The 16,323-nt window shown below is 52.1% G+C and carries 19 protein-coding genes and 1 riboswitch; of the genes, 15 read left to right on the top strand and 4 right to left on the bottom strand.

All coding sequences use genetic code 11. The annotated features are described in order from the left end of the window. Positions 1–24: 24 nt before the first annotated feature. Positions 25–807: a YheC/YheD family protein gene (locus AC0YOB_RS19075; RefSeq protein WP_475794119.1), complete on the top strand. Its 783-nt coding sequence runs from the start codon at positions 25–27 to the stop codon at positions 805–807. Positions 808–960: 153 nt separating this feature from the next. On the opposite strand, the gene AC0YOB_RS19070 is transcribed toward AC0YOB_RS19075, so the two are convergent. After that, positions 961–1,860 carry a LysR family transcriptional regulator gene (locus AC0YOB_RS19070; RefSeq protein WP_475794118.1) on the bottom strand — a complete coding sequence of 300 codons (900 nt, stop codon included), beginning with the start codon at positions 1,858–1,860 and terminating at the stop codon, positions 961–963. A gap of 140 nt (positions 1,861–2,000) precedes the next feature. Here AC0YOB_RS19070 and AC0YOB_RS19065 point away from each other — a divergent pair, with 140 nt between their 5' ends. The 3 genes from AC0YOB_RS19065 to AC0YOB_RS19055 all read left to right on the top strand — a co-directional run bounded on the left by AC0YOB_RS19065 (position 2,001) and on the right by AC0YOB_RS19055 (position 5,875). After that, positions 2,001–2,741: an SDR family NAD(P)-dependent oxidoreductase gene (locus AC0YOB_RS19065; RefSeq protein WP_475794117.1), complete on the top strand. Its 741-nt coding sequence runs from the start codon at positions 2,001–2,003 to the stop codon at positions 2,739–2,741. Positions 2,742–3,025: 284 nt separating this feature from the next. Then, positions 3,026–3,133, top strand: a riboswitch (guanidine-I (ykkC/yxkD leader). 83 nt (positions 3,134–3,216) lie between these two features. Then, positions 3,217–4,554: an APC family permease gene (locus AC0YOB_RS19060; RefSeq protein WP_475794116.1), complete on the top strand. Its 1,338-nt coding sequence runs from the start codon at positions 3,217–3,219 to the stop codon at positions 4,552–4,554. Positions 4,555–4,954: 400 nt separating this feature from the next. Continuing rightward, a complete protein-coding gene (locus AC0YOB_RS19055; protein WP_475794115.1) occupies positions 4,955–5,875 on the top strand; it encodes a helix-turn-helix transcriptional regulator in 921 nt (306 codons plus the stop codon). 10 nt (positions 5,876–5,885) lie between these two features. Here the strand turns inward: AC0YOB_RS19055 and AC0YOB_RS19050 are convergent, their stop codons facing one another. After that, positions 5,886–6,446, bottom strand: coding sequence for an N-acetyltransferase family protein (locus tag AC0YOB_RS19050; protein WP_475794114.1), 561 nt, complete (start codon positions 6,444–6,446; stop codon positions 5,886–5,888). A 154-nt stretch (positions 6,447–6,600) separates the two neighbouring features. On the opposite strand from AC0YOB_RS19050, the gene AC0YOB_RS19045 reads away from it, so the two are divergent. The 5 genes from AC0YOB_RS19045 (at position 6,601) to AC0YOB_RS19025 (ending at position 9,724) form a co-directional block, all read left to right on the top strand. Continuing rightward, positions 6,601–7,200: a beta-xylosidase family glycoside hydrolase gene (locus tag AC0YOB_RS19045; RefSeq protein WP_475794113.1), complete on the top strand. Its 600-nt coding sequence runs from the start codon at positions 6,601–6,603 to the stop codon at positions 7,198–7,200. A gap of 97 nt (positions 7,201–7,297) precedes the next feature. After that, positions 7,298–7,597 (top strand): hypothetical protein, encoded by a 300-nt coding sequence (locus tag AC0YOB_RS19040; protein ID WP_475769518.1) that lies wholly within the window; start codon positions 7,298–7,300, stop codon positions 7,595–7,597. Between the two features lie 206 nt (positions 7,598–7,803). Next, complete coding sequence (locus AC0YOB_RS19035; RefSeq protein WP_475794112.1) at positions 7,804–8,583, top strand: hypothetical protein; 780 nt, start codon at positions 7,804–7,806, stop codon at positions 8,581–8,583. A gap of 22 nt (positions 8,584–8,605) precedes the next feature. Next, positions 8,606–9,079 carry a hypothetical protein gene (locus AC0YOB_RS19030; RefSeq protein ID WP_475794111.1) on the top strand — a complete coding sequence of 158 codons (474 nt, stop codon included), beginning with the start codon at positions 8,606–8,608 and terminating at the stop codon, positions 9,077–9,079. Between the two features lie 72 nt (positions 9,080–9,151). Next, on the top strand, positions 9,152–9,724 hold the full coding sequence (locus AC0YOB_RS19025) for a CBO0543 family protein (RefSeq protein ID WP_475794110.1): 573 nt from the start codon (positions 9,152–9,154) through the stop codon (positions 9,722–9,724). Here AC0YOB_RS19025 and AC0YOB_RS19020 read toward each other — a convergent pair. Both AC0YOB_RS19020 and AC0YOB_RS19015 read right to left on the bottom strand, forming a co-directional pair. Then, entirely contained in the window at positions 9,721–10,503 is a 783-nt protein-coding gene (locus AC0YOB_RS19020; RefSeq protein WP_475794109.1) for an ABC transporter ATP-binding protein, read from the bottom strand. The genes AC0YOB_RS19025 and AC0YOB_RS19020 overlap by 4 nt on opposite strands. Before the next feature lie 114 nt (positions 10,504–10,617). Beyond that, positions 10,618–10,872, bottom strand: a complete 255-nt coding sequence (locus AC0YOB_RS19015) for a hypothetical protein (RefSeq protein WP_475794108.1) — start codon at positions 10,870–10,872, stop codon at positions 10,618–10,620. 117 nt (positions 10,873–10,989) lie between these two features. On the opposite strand from AC0YOB_RS19015, the gene AC0YOB_RS19010 reads away from it, so the two are divergent. From AC0YOB_RS19010 to AC0YOB_RS18985, 6 genes are all read left to right on the top strand, one after another. Further along, positions 10,990–11,814 carry a helix-turn-helix domain-containing protein gene (locus AC0YOB_RS19010; RefSeq protein ID WP_475794107.1) on the top strand — a complete coding sequence of 275 codons (825 nt, stop codon included), beginning with the start codon at positions 10,990–10,992 and terminating at the stop codon, positions 11,812–11,814. 131 nt (positions 11,815–11,945) lie between these two features. Continuing rightward, a complete protein-coding gene (locus AC0YOB_RS19005; RefSeq protein ID WP_475794106.1) occupies positions 11,946–12,413 on the top strand; it encodes a MarR family winged helix-turn-helix transcriptional regulator in 468 nt (155 codons plus the stop codon). Between the two features lie 65 nt (positions 12,414–12,478). Beyond that, positions 12,479–12,928, top strand: a complete 450-nt coding sequence (locus AC0YOB_RS19000; protein WP_475794105.1) for a peroxiredoxin — start codon at positions 12,479–12,481, stop codon at positions 12,926–12,928. Between the two features lie 334 nt (positions 12,929–13,262). Beyond that, a complete protein-coding gene (locus AC0YOB_RS18995; RefSeq protein WP_040951936.1) occupies positions 13,263–13,463 on the top strand; it encodes a cold-shock protein in 201 nt (66 codons plus the stop codon). Between the two features lie 78 nt (positions 13,464–13,541). Then, a complete protein-coding gene (locus tag AC0YOB_RS18990) occupies positions 13,542–13,769 on the top strand; it encodes a cold-shock protein (RefSeq protein WP_210039135.1) in 228 nt (75 codons plus the stop codon). A gap of 139 nt (positions 13,770–13,908) precedes the next feature. After that, positions 13,909–16,284: an ATP-dependent DNA helicase gene (locus AC0YOB_RS18985; RefSeq protein WP_475794104.1), complete on the top strand. Its 2,376-nt coding sequence runs from the start codon at positions 13,909–13,911 to the stop codon at positions 16,282–16,284. Positions 16,285–16,323: the final 39 nt, after the last annotated feature.

The following is a 16,323-nucleotide window of genomic DNA, read 5'->3' as shown; positions in this document are numbered from 1 at the left end:
ATATAGTATCAGGAGGTGAGACCATTGAAGCGAAAGAATTATAAAAGCAATACGATCTGGGGGAAGCTGCGCGTTTGCAAATACCTGTCGGCAAGCGGGTCGCTCAGGGAAAATGTTCCGGACACTGTCCGCCTGACCTTGCCCCGATTAATAACCATGTCCTCCCGTTATTCATCACTGTATATCAAGCCGGATATCGGTTCGCTTGGCATTGGCGTCTATAAATTGAATCGGATGTCCAAAGGCTATGAGCTGCTATCCTCCCACAATAAAAGGCAGACCAGAAAAATTTTCCGGAATCTCTCTTCTGTCTTCCGTCATATTCAAGTCGGGCAGAGAGGCCAGAAAATGATCATTCAACAGGCTGTAAAACTGGGCCAGCTTGCCGCACGGCCGTATGATATCCGCAGCATGGTCCAGCGCAAGCCGGGAGGCACCTGGGTATGCACGGGAATAGTGGCCAGGGTCGGAGCGCCCAAGCGGATTGTTACCAATCTCTATCAAGGCGCCAGCATGCAGTCCCTCCATTCACTGCTGCGGAAAAAGGGTATGTCATCCATGGAGCGGAGCGCTTGCCTGAAGCGGATAACGGCCAAATCCCTGAATATCGCAAAGGTATTGAACACCAGACGCTCAGGCATGCATGAGCTGGGTATTGATTTGGCCCTCGACTCCAGTCGCCGGCTGCGGATTCTTGAGGTCAATTCCCATCGTCCGCAGTTCCATGCGCTGAAGGCTGTCTACCCGTCCGCTTATCGTCGCATGATGTCGTTTGCCAGAAGCTATGGCAGGCGCAGCGCACATTGAAACAGCATCATGCAAAGAGTGGTCGTTCGGAACGCCAGCAGCAGCTGCAGTACGCGGCGGGATATCCGGATTAAGCAGAATGGCTCTGTCATGGGCAAGCAGGCATGAGCCATTTTTGTTGTTCGGGTAATTCAACAGGAAACGGAAAGCTCCTCAGGCAAAGCTGTCGGTTGGCTCCTGCAGCTCTGTCTTGAGAAAATGGAAGACTCTCGCCCCAGCCTGCTTCAGCGGGTAATCCGGGGCTCTGCAGACGATGCCGCAGGTCATGTCTGTAATAGGGCCGTCCAGCGAACGTATAGTGGTTCCGGCCGGGGCGGGATTCAAGGCAATCCGGGGGACAAGGGCGATTCCGAGCCCCTGTTCGACATAATATTTCAGAGCGGCCATGCTCCCGATCTCCATCGTGTCGATAGCGGTCGTGCCTGATTCCTGGAGCGCGATCTCGAGTTTCCGGCGGTAAGGGCAGCCTGTGGAAGTAATGAGCAGGCGATGCCCGCGGATATCCTCCGGTCTGATGACGGCTTGCCTGGCAAGCGGGTGTCCCCCGGGCATCAATACGACGAACGACTCCGTATATAAAGGTTCGAAATACAGCCCGGAAGCAAGCTCGGGAGCCGAGCAGAGCGCAAGGTCGAGAGTACCGTGGAGAAGCTGCTCGCATAAAGCCGGTGTGCTGGCGATATCAACGGAGATACGGATATTGGGAAACCGGTTCATGAATTTCCCGAGCAGGACGGGCAGCCGGTAGCTGGCACCAGGCTCAGTTGCTCCAAGGCGGATCATTCCGGCATCCCCAAGCCGCAAATCGGCCAGACGATTCTGCAGCTGCTGCAGATCCTTGACGATGGGCAGGCTTTGTTCGTACAGCAGTCTTCCTGCCTCCGTCAGCCGGATTTTTTTCCCTCGTTCAATTAATTGTACGGCCAGATCGGCTTCCAGCTTCTGAATTTGCATCGTTACGGTGGATTGGGCATAATTCATTTCTTCGGCGGCGCTCTGGAAGCTTCCGCAGGCCACGATCCTGTGAAAGGTATTTAAAGCTTTCATATCCATCCCTGTAACCTCCGTTAAGAGTTCAAGTATTTTGAACAAAGTCTTCAATTTATTCAATTATACAAAATCGGGATAACCCTTTAAAATAAAGCCAAGATTTGATAGTGACCAAGCCTACACACAGACAAGGAGTGAATGCAGTGGATTTGAACAGCAAAGTGGCTCTCGTTACAGGCGGAGGCACCGGAATCGGCCGGGCGGTAAGCCTGCTGCTGGCTGCGAAGGGAGCGGCAGTAGCCGTCAACTATTCCCGCTCGAAGGCCGAGGCGGATGAGACGGTACAGCTGATTGCCGAAGGCGGCGGGCGCGCAATTGCGATTCAGGCGGATGTTTCCAGGGACGGAGAAGTGCGGGAGATGGTGGACGTCATTATCCGGCATTTTGGTTCTGTCGATCTGCTCGTCAACAATGCAAGCATTACCCGGCATATTCCTCTTGATGACCTGGAGGCGGCAGGGGATGATGTTTGGGATGAGCTGTATGATGTCAATGTCAAAGGCATGTTCTACTGTGCCCGCGCCGTCGCCCCCTGGATGAAGAAAAATAAGCAGGGTGCTATTGTGAATCTGGGCAGTATAGCGGGACTAACCGGCTCAGGCTCGTCCCTGCCCTATGCGGTATCCAAAGCGGCGGTGCACGGCCTTACGAAATCATTGGCACGCGCGTTGGCGCCGGAGATCCGGGTCAGCAGCGTAGCTCCGGGAGCCGTCGCGACAAGATGGTGGACAGGCCGGGAGGAACAAATGCATAAACTGGGCGGAAAGCTGCTTCTGCAGCGCATTACGACGCCCGAGGATATCGCCGCCATCATCTGCGCCGCTCTGGAGCAGGAATCGATGACCGGACAAATCATTACGGTGGACGGCGGGCAGACGCTGTAACGGATATTTGAGACAAGCAGGCCATTTACGGCGGAACTCAGCCGTGTGATGGCTTGCTTTTTTTTCTGTGCCCACAGCAGATTAACCGGAAATACCGGATTTCTTAGTGGATTACCCGGACCATATATAACATAACATGATAGGTTTGTAAAAATAATCAAACAAAAAGGTTTTCAAATCCTTGTTTATTATGTTATATTATCTTACATAAAATATGAATGTATGGCGATGCTCCTCCAACTCAGACAAGAATGTATGTTAATCTGCCATCGAATATGAATAATTCACAAGTTTTCTAGGGTTCCGCGGTTGGCATGCCACCGGTCCGGTCCAAGAGAAGACGCACAGCAGGGCCTTTGCTGTGTACACGGAGGGACAAAAGCCCGGGAGGATATCAGATGATGATATCACCCGGGCATTTTTATTTTCGGTGCCTGAAGGGCCTGTCAGTCCTTGACGAAGGGTGAGAGAGATCATGAAAGAAGAAGTAAAGCTTCGCCAGACCTTAACCTTGTTTCAGGTTGTTTTCCTGGGGCTTGCCTGGATGACGCCAATGATTTATTTTACCGTCTACGGCATTGCCTATGATACCTCGCGGGGGATGCTGACGGTGGCGTACCTGATCGCGGTTATCGCCATCTTCTTCACCGCCCGCAGCTACGGCGTTATGGCCAGGACTTATCCTGCATCAGGCTCGGCTTACACCTACGCCGGAAAGTCGCTCCATCCTTATGTCGGCTTCCTCGTCGGCTGGGCGCTCCTGCTGGATTATCTATTCTCGCCCATTATCGCTTGTCTGACCTTCGGCATCTATCTGCACGCGCAATTCCCGTCCATCCCGACCTTTGTCTGGATCGTTCTGCTCAACGCGGCACTTGCTGCCGTCAATATCATCGGCATTAACTTCTCTGCGATTATCAGCAAGCTGTTCGTCCTGCTTCAGCTTACATTCATCGCCGTGTTCTGCTTCTTCCTGATCAAAGGGCTGACCGGGGCGGAAGCCGTTCATCCGCTGCAGCCGTTTGTCCATGCGGGGATCCCGTTCTCCACTATACTGGCTGGCGCTTCTATTATCTGTTTCTCGTTTCTGGGCTTCGACACCATCACCACGATGGCGGAAGAAACCGTCGATGCCAGGAAGACGATTCCAAGGGCCATCCTCATTATCATTATTGCCGCAGGCATCATGTACCTGATTCCTTCTTATTTGACGCAGCTGGCGTATCCGCAGCTTTCCTTTGTCAATTTGGATTCGGCCGGCTTCGAACTGGTGAGAATGGTCGGCGGGGCCGGGCTGAGCGCGTTGTTCATCACGATTCTGATCCTGGCGATCTTCACCCAGGGACTGACGTCGATTACAAGTGTTTCGAGACTGCTTTATGTGATGGGCCGGGATTCGATCCTGCCCAAGCGGATATTCGGATATCTGCACCCGCGCTTCAAAACACCGACACGCAATATTATCATTACAAGCGTCATATCGCTGCTGGCTCTGACGATCAGCCTGGACGCCGCGGTTAAATTCGTCAGCTTCGGCGCGCTGACCGCCTTCGTTTTCGTCAACCTGTCCGTTATCGCAAAACGTTATCTGAAAGACAACCAGCGCTCGTTGAAACAAACGCTGCTTTATCTGGTGTCACCGCTCCTTGGGGCCGGCTTTATCATTTACCTGCTGTTCCAGCTGGACCGGAATGCGCTTCTTGCAGGCTCCTTATGGATGCTGCTTGGCATTGTCTATCATCTATACCGGACAAAAACTTCCCAGGCAGCCGGGGAAAGACTCAAGCCAAGACCCGTGGAGCCTCAAATCTAGATCAACAAACAGCTGTATCAAAGGGTCGGGCAGGCTTCATCTGTTCGACCCTTTCTTCCTCCAGCCGGGCGTTCTCGACAAATTCGTTGAGAAGCAGGTCATTTCATCGGCTTTGTAGAAGAAAATAATTATGATCAGAAAGATAAAATCATAGATAAAGATCCGGTGATTAATTGGCGGAGCAGGCGGAAATAGTCTGGAGAAGCGTAAGCGTTCGCCTTTGTACCCCGAATTTAACAAATGAAGGTGACAAAGCTGTCCACAATCCATACCGTGGATAGCTTTGCACTAAGCCATCCAAAATCAAAAAATTCAGGGGTCCAGCAGCGATCGGAAGACGCTTTCCGCCTGCGGAGCCAGATTTTTTCACCGGACTTTAAAGGTGAGGGAGGTGCTTTGCTTGAAGCTGGATCGACTGCTCGCCATCACCATGACGTTGCTGAATCAGACCCGGGTCAGCGCAACGGAGCTGGCTGCACGGTTCGAGGTCTCTCTGCGGACGATTTACCGGGATATGGATTCGATTAATCTGGCTGGCATTCCGATCGTTTCTTTTCCCGGCTCGGATGGGGGCTATGAGATATTGCCCGGCTACCGCCTGGACAAGCAGATTCTGTCGCTTGAAGACTTTTCATCGATCTGCAGCGCACTGCGCGGAGCCCGCTCCGCAACGGACAACCCGGATATCGACGGACTGCTCACGAGAATAGGTGCCCTGATGCCAGGCAAGGCCAAGTCTGCCGATACCTATAAAGTCGATCTTGATTTTACCCCGACCCCCAACGATAAGGACAAGCTTGCCCCTATCCATCAGGCGATTAAACTGCAGCAGCTGGTCAGGTTCGACTATCTGGATAACCAAGGGACAGAAACGCAGCGAACGATTGAGCCCATGGGCATCTTTCTGAAGGGCTACGTCTGGTATATGTACGGCTATTGCCTCACCCGATCGGACTATCGCGTTTTCCGAATCAGCCGGGTCAACAAGCTTGCCGATTTGCCGGATACGTTCATCCGCCGCAATTACACCCTGCAGGATGTCGAGCGGCGGTTTATGAGTCAGGCCAATTTCGCAAAGGTGAGCGCTGCTTTGCGTTTTGATCCCGCTGTCAAGACCAGGGTGAGAGATGAATTCGGCTTTGATGTCGTTACCGAGAATCCGGATGGCACGCTGTCGGTTAACGCCCATTATTCATCAATGGAACGGGCCATTCAGAATATTCTCAGCTACAGCTCATATGTGACGGTAGCCGATCCGCCCGAATTAATTGCCGAGCTGCGGAAGCAGGTGGAGAATATGATGCTGCATTATCAATCATGATTCCAGACTCTTACAGGAGCTTGACCATATGATCGTAGTCAGCGCCCGCAATATCGATTTGTCCATCCGAAACATAGCCCTGGCTCATATACAGTTTCCTGGCCCGGGGATTGTCTGAGCTGACAATAAGGGCAACCCGGTCATACTGCTGCCGGACGGCCTCGGCTTCGAACGCCTGCATCAGCCGGCTGCCAATTCCTTGTCCCCGGCAAGCGGGATTCACTGCGAGCGAGTCCAGATAAAATTCGTTCTCCCGCGACTCCGCCGGGAAGCTGGCAAGTACAATGCCTTTCCTGGCAGCCAGCCGCTCCAGCAGCGGCTGGTCCAGTTCCGCGATCCGGCTGCCATGATAGAACAAGGCTGCTCCGACCGCTTGACCGTCCTTCTCGGCAACCAACACATTTTCATAGCTCAGCCGATTGTTGCGCTGTTTGTACCATTCGCTCATAGCGTGGATAGCAGATGCAGGATTATCGGTTCCGGTCAGTACATAAGCAATACTGCCGATCGCATCATAAAGCAGCGGAATGACCTGCCCGGCATCTCCCGGTGCAGCTGGACGAATAATCATACGGTAACCTCCCGTTGGTATGCGGCGCCTGCGCTCTGGAAGAGTGCAAGGCAGTGGAATGATTTTATAATATAATAGTTGAAGCTGCGAGATTAGGAACGGGTCATCTGCGGTTATTGTTTATGAATCTGTACTATGAAATGGAGTGAAAGGGATGGCAGATCAGGATAAAACAGCAAACGAAGTCTATTTTTCCCGTTTATCAGAAGAAGGTTACCGATGGCTGAGAGAGGACAAGGCAGGATGGCGGTCAGAGGGAGAAGCGCTGCATATTGCCGCTCTTCCGGGAAGTCTCTGGGAAGACAGCAATAACGCGCGCAACATTCTCATACGCAGCGAGGGCCTTACGGGGGCCGTCCGACTGGAAGTTGAAGTAACGCTGGCGCCGGAGCGGAACTCGGAGCAGGCCGGACTGCTGCTGTATGCGGATGATGATAATTATATCAAGCTGGTCAAGGAGCTTGTAAACGATGAGCATGTGGTTGTGCTTGCCGTTGAGGTTCAAGGGGCAACCCGGGTTCTCAGCCTCGTCAAGATGGCAACGGATGCCGGAACAATCCGGCTCCAGCTGGACTGGAGTGGGAATGAGGCGGCGTCGCGTTTTCTGGAGAGCGAAGACGGCATCTGGACGGAGATGGGGCGGTATGCCGGGCTTGAAGCGGGACCGTTCAAGCCCGGCCTGTGTTCGCATGGCGGCGGGGAGACTCCGGCGCGCTGGGCGGTGTTTACGGGCTTACAGCTAACGGATTTGTAACCAACGCGGCAAGAAAATCCTTGACAGGCGTTCCGGATCCGGACAATCGGGGTAATATATACCCGATAGCCTATAAATCATCAAGGAGGCCGCCCGAATGGATAAGAAACTCAGCGAAGATAAAGATTTGGTCACACAGCGTGATATTGATAAGCATGCCGGCTTGTTTGCCGATGAAATTCCGGAGGATGAGGTTCAGGGCGATGTGGACGAGCTGCTGGAGGTTTATCCCTACGATGCGGTCCTGAAGGCGGATGAAGATAGAGTTGCCGAGGCGGAAGCCGATGTCGACAGCACTCCTGTTGACCCGGCTGCGCCGCAGGAGGAATTCCACGGCACAGACCTGCTCAATGGGGTCGGCAATGAACCGGAGGAAGAAGAGCTGGACGAGCATTAGAACATCTTGTGCATCTTTGTCTTTCTAATATGGAAGAAGCGGTCCTGGCAGGCACAGGACGCTTCTTTTTTTTTGGATAACAAGTCCGTCAGCATATCCCGCCTTGCGTGAACCGCGAGAGCGGGATTTTGGCTGATCCGGAATATTTGCACGGGATGTGGCAAAGATAACCTTATTCCAATACAACCAACAGGAGTCCACCGATCATGCCCTCCAAAAACAATGGCGTCAAGTCGTCCCAACGGTACGTTTCCGCCTATATCAGTTCCTATAATATTAACCTTATGCATGTCCGGAATCCCTGGGTCGTCGCCTGGTGGTCTGCTGCTTATCCCGGACTGGGCCATATGATGCTGAGCAAGAATATCACTGCATTTATTTTGATTCTCTGGGAATCCGTCGTGAATTATGCGTCAGGAATTAATATGGCTATTTTCTACTCCATGACCGGTCAATTTGAGCTGGCTGTCCAGGCATTGGATACGGAGTGGTTTTTGTTTTACATAACGGCGTATCTCTTCTCTATATGGGACGTCTACAAGAAAACGGTCCAGTACAACCATGATTATGTGCTGAGCAGCGCGGAAGGCTTCAACGTCTTATCAGAAAACATATCCTTTCTGGAGAGGAACAATCTGGCAAAGAGAAAGCCATTGATGTCGCTCCTGTGGTCCATCCTGGCTCCCGGTCTCGGGCATATCTATCTCAACTGCCTTCCATCAGCCTGCATCTTCATCGGCTGGTTCATGGGCGTAGTTTATCTCTCCGGCATTCTTCCCGCCATCCATGACAGCATGGAATTTCACTTTGCTGCTGCCAAAGCGGATTTGAACATTCAATGGTTTCTTAATCTTCCTTCCCTTTATACCTTTGTGGCTTACGATGCCTACGTGATTACCGTGGAGTATAACCGGCTGTTCAAGAAAGAGCAGGCCGCCTATTTCAAGCAGGACTATCAGGACCAGCTGTATGACATGCCAATTTGAAGAATGGAGTGAGAGTTCAATCATGTATGTCGTCGCCTCGTTTGAACATTCCGGAAGGCTCGAGCTTGCGATTGCGGAAATCCAGAAAATCGGCGTTTCGAAACAGTCCATCCTGGTTCTGCCTCTTGATAAAAGGACGGAACCCAATCACACCATGGATACCATTCATTATACAGACGGGAAGAGCTTTGTAGACTTATCGGCCATTATCGGAGCGGTCCTGATGCTGCTGGGGGGCATATACGGTTTTTTACTGAAATGGGGACCTGTACTGTGGGCATTAATCGGACTTGTAGCCGGAATTCTCATCGGATTCGTCGTGGATTACTGGCATACCAATAAAGGCAAGAAGAAGACCTTCAAGAGCGATAACCGGATTGATGTTTTCGTCATGGTCAAATGCAAGGAGTATCAGACAGAGAAGGTAAAGGATCTGCTCTGGAACCAATTGGCTCTTGGCATCACTGTCTTCAACAAGGAGGAGCCGACTGCGTGAGGCGGGAAACGGCAGCAAAAGGCACTGAAAGGAATTGGACGCAGTCAGGCATCGTAAAAAGGGTGATTGAAGATGGCGGTTAAGGAAAGTCCTGCCTTTGAGGAAATAAAGCAGAAAAGCGAGGAATGGAAGGAACTCAGGAACGGGTACTGGCTGCATCACGACTTATTTACGCCGCAGTGGTGGTTTTTGCTGGCTGCGCTGATCATACCATGGGTGATCTGGTGGAAGCTGGTCGACCGTTCACGGTTAAAGCAAATTGTTATTCTGGGCTTGATTACGATTATTGTGGTCGATTGTCTGGATGATATCGGCTCGATGAATATGTACTGGTCATACCCCTATCAGCTGCTTCGTATATCTCCACGGCTGATTTCCGTCGATTATAGCATGCTGCCTGTCATTCACATGCTCACCTATCAATATTTCAGAAGCTGGAAGCCGTTCATGATCGTCCACCTGATTCTGTCTGCGGTGTTTGCTTTTGTATTTGAACCGATTATGGAATGGATGGGCATCTATGAACCGCATCATTGGAAGCATATCTATTCGTTTCCTATTTATTTTGCTCTGGCAATAGCGGTCCGCTGGGTGACGGAAAGAGTTATGCACAGTTCCGCCGCCCGACGGCGCCAGCTGCCCTAAGAATGAGGGCGGAGATAAATCCGATTATCATGGTTTTCCACGGCAACGCGATTCTCGAAGAAGGCGCTGAGAATATCAGCATTCATGACCGATTCCCTCTCGCCGGCTTGAACGACCTGCCCGCGCCGCAGCAGCAGTATATGGCTGAAGAGAGGCAGAATTTCCTCGGTATGGTGAGTGACATAGATCAAGGTCGGCGTGTCCGTACGGGACGCCAGGGCTGTAATCGCCGATAGCAGGTTTTCGCGGGAAAATAAGTCCAGACCGTTGCAGGGCTCATCAAGGATAAGCAGCTGCGGATTCGCCATCAAGGCGCGGGCGATAAGCAGCTTCTGCTTCTCTCCCTGCGAGCAGGTGCGGTATTCACGGCTCCACAGCTTCGTGCACTGCAAGGCCTCCATGCAGGCATAGGCGTGGCCTATATCTTCCTCAGAGGGACGGTCATACAGCCCGATCGTGGCGTACTTGCCGCTTAGCACAATACGCTCCCCGGAATCGGTGCCGTACAGCTTATCCTGAAGGGAAGAGCTGACCCAGCCGATCGACTGGCGCAATTGGCGGACATCCGTTTCGCCGAGGGTGCGGTCCAGCACCTTGATGCTGCCTTTTGTCGGCCAGAGATAGCCGTTAATCATGTTCAGCAGCGTCGTCTTGCCTGATCCGTTGAGGCCAAGCAGCGCCCAGTGCTGCCGGGGCAAGACTCTCCAGCTGACCTCATTCAGCAAAAGCCGGTCCTCTCTCTGCCAGCTTACTTCCTGCATATCAATAATCGTTTCCATATGATGAAGGTCCTCATTTCCATTGCAAAGTTTTTAAATCCGCCGGTCCCTGGGCAGAAGGAATGCACATACACCGAGCAGAGGCAGATAAGCGATAGGACAGGCATAGGCTTCTTATCTGTATAATAACCGATCAGAGGCTGCAAAATCGATGCCGTGATGCTTAAGCAGAACGCTAACCCAGCAGATCTGGGCGAAGCTTAGCTGTATGGATTTCTGAAACAGGGGAAATACGGCCGAGACGACAGATTGCATGGCGTCGTTAAGCAGATGGGCAAGGCTGACGCCGAGCAGGATGTAGAAGGCTGTGCGAGTGGGCTTGTTCAGGGAAACGGCTTGCGATACTGTTTGTCCTTTCAATTGCGGCATTGGTTATCATCCCCCTTTTTAATTCCCTTATTTTACAGGAGGGAAGCGGCGGAAGTCGCCGTGAAAAGTGCTATCTGCGGGAGCAATAATTGCTATAATAAGCACAGGTGAAGACAGATGAAAATCATAATTGAAACGCCGCAGCTTGCGCTGTGGCGGATAGAAGAGGCTTTTTCCAATCTGCCGCATGTCCATGAGGACAGGCTCCAGCTGACGATTCCGACCAAGGGCATCTGCTACCTCACACAGGATAACAAGGATTATGGTCTGAGGGACGGCCATGGCCTGCTCCAGTACTCCGCGCAGGAACACAGCTTCCGCATCGGGGAGGATTCCAGCGTGATCGTCATTCAAATACGCAACAACCGGCCAGGTGATTTCTTCCGCGGGCCGGAATTTGATTTTGCCATGCAGCAGACATTCGATCCTTCTCTTATTATGAAGCAGTTCCAGAGCTGGTCATCGGAGCTGTTCAGGGGCGATCCGGCCGATCCGCTCGCTGTGGACGAGACGGAATCGCGGGTGCTCTCCTTCCTGTATTACAGCTTGAAGGGCAGCCATGCCATTAACGGAGGGGACCCGGTACCCTTCAGCGCGCCGGGGGATGGGCAGGCCTCTTCAGACAGGCATATGACAAGAGTGCTGGATTATATACACGCGAGCTATACGGATCGGATCAATATCGGCACATTGGCGGCCATCGCGCTCCAGAGCCGGTTTCATTTTATAAGGACATTCAAGGCCTATACCCATAAAACTCCATACCAGTATGTGCTGGGGCTGAGAATGGAGGAGGCCAAGAAGCAGCTTCGCCAAGGGGGCTGCACCATAACCCAGATGAGCGTAAAACTTGGCTTCTCCAGCACCAGCCAGTTTTACCGGGCTTTCCTGAAGGCGGTTGGCGTTACACCGGAGGAATTCCGGACAAGCAGCAGCCGCTGACAGCGGCCGGACAGCAGTTCAGGATGGGTGCATGCTGCGAAGTTGACATCCCGCTCCGGATTGAGCTATGATTAGTCTATCAAATTTAATTGTGCACAAATGAATTTGACAACAAGAGAGGGCAAAGTAAAATGATGAGCCAAAATGAACATGAATATTTGAAGCTGGATAATCAACTATGCTTCTCCCTATACGCTGCCTCCAGAGCGATTTCCCGGATGTACCGCCCGCTGCTTGACGAGCTTGGACTGACCTATCCGCAGTATCTGGTCCTGCTTGTACTGTGGGAACGCAGCCAAAGCACCGTGAAGGAGCTCAGCGAGACGCTTGATCTTGATTCGGGAACGCTGACGCCGATGCTCAAGCGCATGGAAGCTGCGAATCTGGTGGAGCGAAAACGTTCGACGGAAGATGAACGGATCGTTATTGTGCGGATTACCGGGAGCGGGCTTGCCCTGAAGGAGCGGGCGGTGTGTATACCGCAATCGCTGTTTGCTTCCAGCAACCTGCCCCTGGAGGAATTGACGGCGCTGAATGGCCAGATCAAGAAATTGATGGCGCAGATTAATGCAGCGATACCGCAGTCCGGCACAAGCTGATTGACGGATAGGCGGGAAACATCAAGCCAGGCGGACAAAGGCTATACAATAGGGGGGAATTCACAATGCTGCAAGTTGGAGATCAGGCGCCTGTATTCGAAGCGGAAAGCACGAAAGGAAAGGTAGCTTTGCAAAACCATTTGGGCAAACAGCCGATCGTACTGATTTTTTACCCGCAGGATGAAACCCCGTTATGCACCAAGCAGCTGTGCGCTGTCCGCGATTCCGGCAAACAGTACGAAGCAGCCAATGCGCTCGTTCTGGGGGTTAATCCTGGATCGCTGGAGCATCACAAGCGTTTTGCGATGAAGAACAATTATGATTTTCCGCTGGTTACGGACACGGACAGCCGCATCAAGGACAGCTTCGACGTCAAGAAAGGGATTCTCGGGATTATCGGACAGCCGCAGCAGCGCGTTGTGTATGTGATCGGGAAGTCCGGCAGGATCATTTATGCCAGGAAAGGCAACCGCCCGAAGGAAGAAATTCTGGCAGCCATCGGCTCAGCTGAATGATACGTAATGGAACGGGAGATTGTCATGATGCGCAGCAGGTGACCGTTTCTCCGCCGTGGGGAAGCGGTTTTTTATTTCCGGTCAGGGAGAGAAAATGGCGGCTTTTCCTTGATTCAACATGATTGGAAAAATAAATTGGGCAATAATGTGTCTAAACATTTGCTTTATAGAAATGGCTGTGCTATTATAAGGTTACTCGTAAACAAAGAACCTGCATTCACTCATTGAAAAGGGTTGGCATTTGTGAGAATGATTCCTTTTTCAATGTGTGAATTTTTTATTTGCTTCTCTGAATAAAAAGGTACATGTTAATTTATTTTTGGAGGTTTTACCTATGCAAACAGGAACAGTTAAATGGTTTAACGCAGAAAAAGGCTTTGGTTTCATCGAGGTTGAAGGCGGCAACGACGTATTCGTACACTTTAGTGCAATCGTTGGCGACGGTTTCAAATCCCTTGACGAAGGCCAACGCGTTGAGTTCAACGTTGTTCAAGGCAACCGTGGACCACAAGCCGAAAACGTTGTAAAACTGTAGTCTTAACAAGCTGCAAGGTAAAGACTGCCCTTAACATGAGTTGAGGGCGGTTTTTTTCTATCAAAGGAGGGAATCATCTTGTACAACAGGAAAAAACCGTTAGAGGATATCCCTGAAGAAAATACAGTCATCTGGTCCTGCCCGAAAGACGATTGCAAAAGCTGGATGCGTGATAATTTCGCTTTCGAGTATGTACCGACTTGTCATGTCTGTCATACCCCTATGGTAAAAAGCATGAGAATGCTGCCGGCGCTGAACAATTCGAATGGCGATCTCAAAGCCTTGAAAAAGGGTGTACAAATATAAGAACCGCCCCTAAGCACTGCGGGGCGGTTTTTTTATTGTGCATGTGAAGTATATCGAAGCACCGCAAGTAGCGCGATATCCGTCGTTCATGTTAAGATGAAGGAACAAATGTTCCTATGACGGACAATGAGGAGTCGCTATGACGGACATCGTCCAACTATCGGTCAGATCACTCGTAGAGTATGTATTTCGCAGCGGAAGTATTGAGTCCGGTTTTCGTTCGGTCAGCTCGCTTACGGATGGGACGAAAGCCCATCAGAAAATCCAGAAGCAGTATGGGGAGCTTGACCGGAAGGAAGTCTATCTATCAACGGAGATTGCCTATAGGGATCTCCTGTTTGTCATTGACGGAAGATGCGACGGGCTGCTTGCCGGAACTGCGGATACGGTTGCTGGCAGCCATGGACTTACAATCGACGAGATCAAGTCGACTGCGGGGGAACTGGCCTCTATTGATGAGCAGTCCTATCCCGTCCACTGGGCACAGGCGAAATGCTACGCCTATATGGTTGCCAAGGAGCAGGAGCTGGGCAGCATCGCGGTCCAGCTTACCTATGTACAGATAGCTTCGGAAGAGCAGAAGCGTTTTGCGGCGGAGCTGTCTTTTCAGGAGCTTGAGATGTTCATGCTTGAGCTGGTGCAGGGCTATTATCCCTTTGCGGAGCAGAAGCGGAGGCATAGCGGGCTGCGGGATGCCAGCATTAAAGCGCTGCAATTTCCGTTTCCGGTGTACCGGGCGGGGCAGCGAAAGCTTGCAGGTTCTGTCTATCAGAGCATTGCGGATGGACGGAAGCTGTTTGCCAAAGCGCCAACGGGGATCGGGAAGACAATCTCCACGATATTTCCTGCTGTGAAAGCGGTCGGGGAAGGGCTGCTGCAGCGGATGATGTATCTGACTGCCAAGACGATTACCCGTACCGCGGCGGAAGAGGCTTATGCCATGCTGGAAGCCAGAGGGCTTCATATGCATGTTGTGACGCTTACCGCCAAGGATAAGGTCTGCTTCCAGGAGGAAATGAACTGCACCAGGGAGCATTGTCCGTATGCGGACGGATATTACGACCGGGTGAATGAGGCGATGATCGATATGCTCTCCCATGAGACGCTGCTGACGCGCAGTACGATTGAACAGTACGCCCGCAAGCATACGGTGTGTCCGTTCGAGTTCTCGCTGGATGCGGCTTACGCGGCAGATGCCGTCATCTGCGATTATAATTATGTATTCGATCCGCGCGTTCAGCTGAAGCGTCTGATGGAAGAGCATAAACGTTCGACCGTCCTGCTCATCGACGAAGCGCATAATCTGGTGGATCGGGCCCGCGAGATGTACTCCAGCGAGTTGAGGAAGTCGGACTTTCTGGCGATTCAGCGGGAATATAAAGGCAGTAATGCCGAGCTTCAGCGTGCCGCCAAAGCGGTCAATGATTTTTTTATCGCGCTTCGTAAAGAGGTCGGCGACAGCGGGGTAGAAGTGAATCCGGAGCTGCCGGGACAGCTGCTGGAGCTGCTGGAGATTTTTGTGGAGCATGCGCAGAGGGAGCTGCTTGCAGCCGGCGGCCGCGAAGCGGGGCAGCTGCTGGATCTTTATTATGCGGCACAAGGCTTTATCCGCATTGGCAAGCTGTATGATGAACGATATGTGACTTATGTGGAAAGCGTGCGCAATGATGTGCAAATCAAGCTGTTTTGCCTGGACCCGTCCTATCTGTTGAAACAGAATGGGAAGGGCTTCCGCTCCCATATTCTCTTCTCCGCCACGCTGTCGCCGCTCAGTTATTATATCGACATGCTCGGCGGCGATGCGGAAACGGATTATTCCGTCGTTGTGCCCTCTCCCTTCTCCAGCGAGCAGCTTGAGGTGTATATGGAGCCGCTGTCGACCCGTTACCGGGACCGCGGGCATACGAGGGAATCCATTGCGGTGCTGATTGGTACGCTTACGGCCAAACGGACAGGCAATTATCTCGTTTTCTTCCCGTCTTACGCATACATGAATGATATTTATGAGCTGTTCACGACGCAGTTTACAACGACAACGATGATACAGGGAGCCGGCATGACGGAGAATGAACGGGAAGCCTTTCTTGCGGCCTTCGATGCGGATAACCCGGAATCCCTTATTGCTTTTGCGGTCATGGGCGGTATGTTCTCTGAGGGCATCGATCTGGTAGGCGACCGGCTGACTGGGGTTGTGGTGGTGGGGGTCGGGCTTCCGCAGGTGGGCCTGGAGCGCAATATTATCAAGGATTATTTTGATGGGCAGGGCAAGGACGGCTTCGAGTATGCCTATGTCTTTCCGGGTATGAACAAGGTTCTGCAGGCCGGCGGACGCTTGATCCGGTCGGAGCAGGACAGAGGCACGCTGTTGTTGATTGATGACCGTTATTTTCAACCCCGATACCGGCGTCTGCTGCCCCAGGAATGGAAGACCGCGGATGGCGGCGCTCCAATGATTTCCGAACAATACGGCAATAGAGATGACAGCGGCAGGGAGAGCTTCACGAGGCAAGAATAGAATCAGCCAAGGAGGTTATCCCTTAACCGGATGCCTCCT

It is taken from the genome of Paenibacillus sp. JT31N17 (assembly GCF_056269255.1).
Note: the sequence above shows the minus strand (reverse complement) of the source record. Positions and strands in the feature narration are given on the sequence as shown.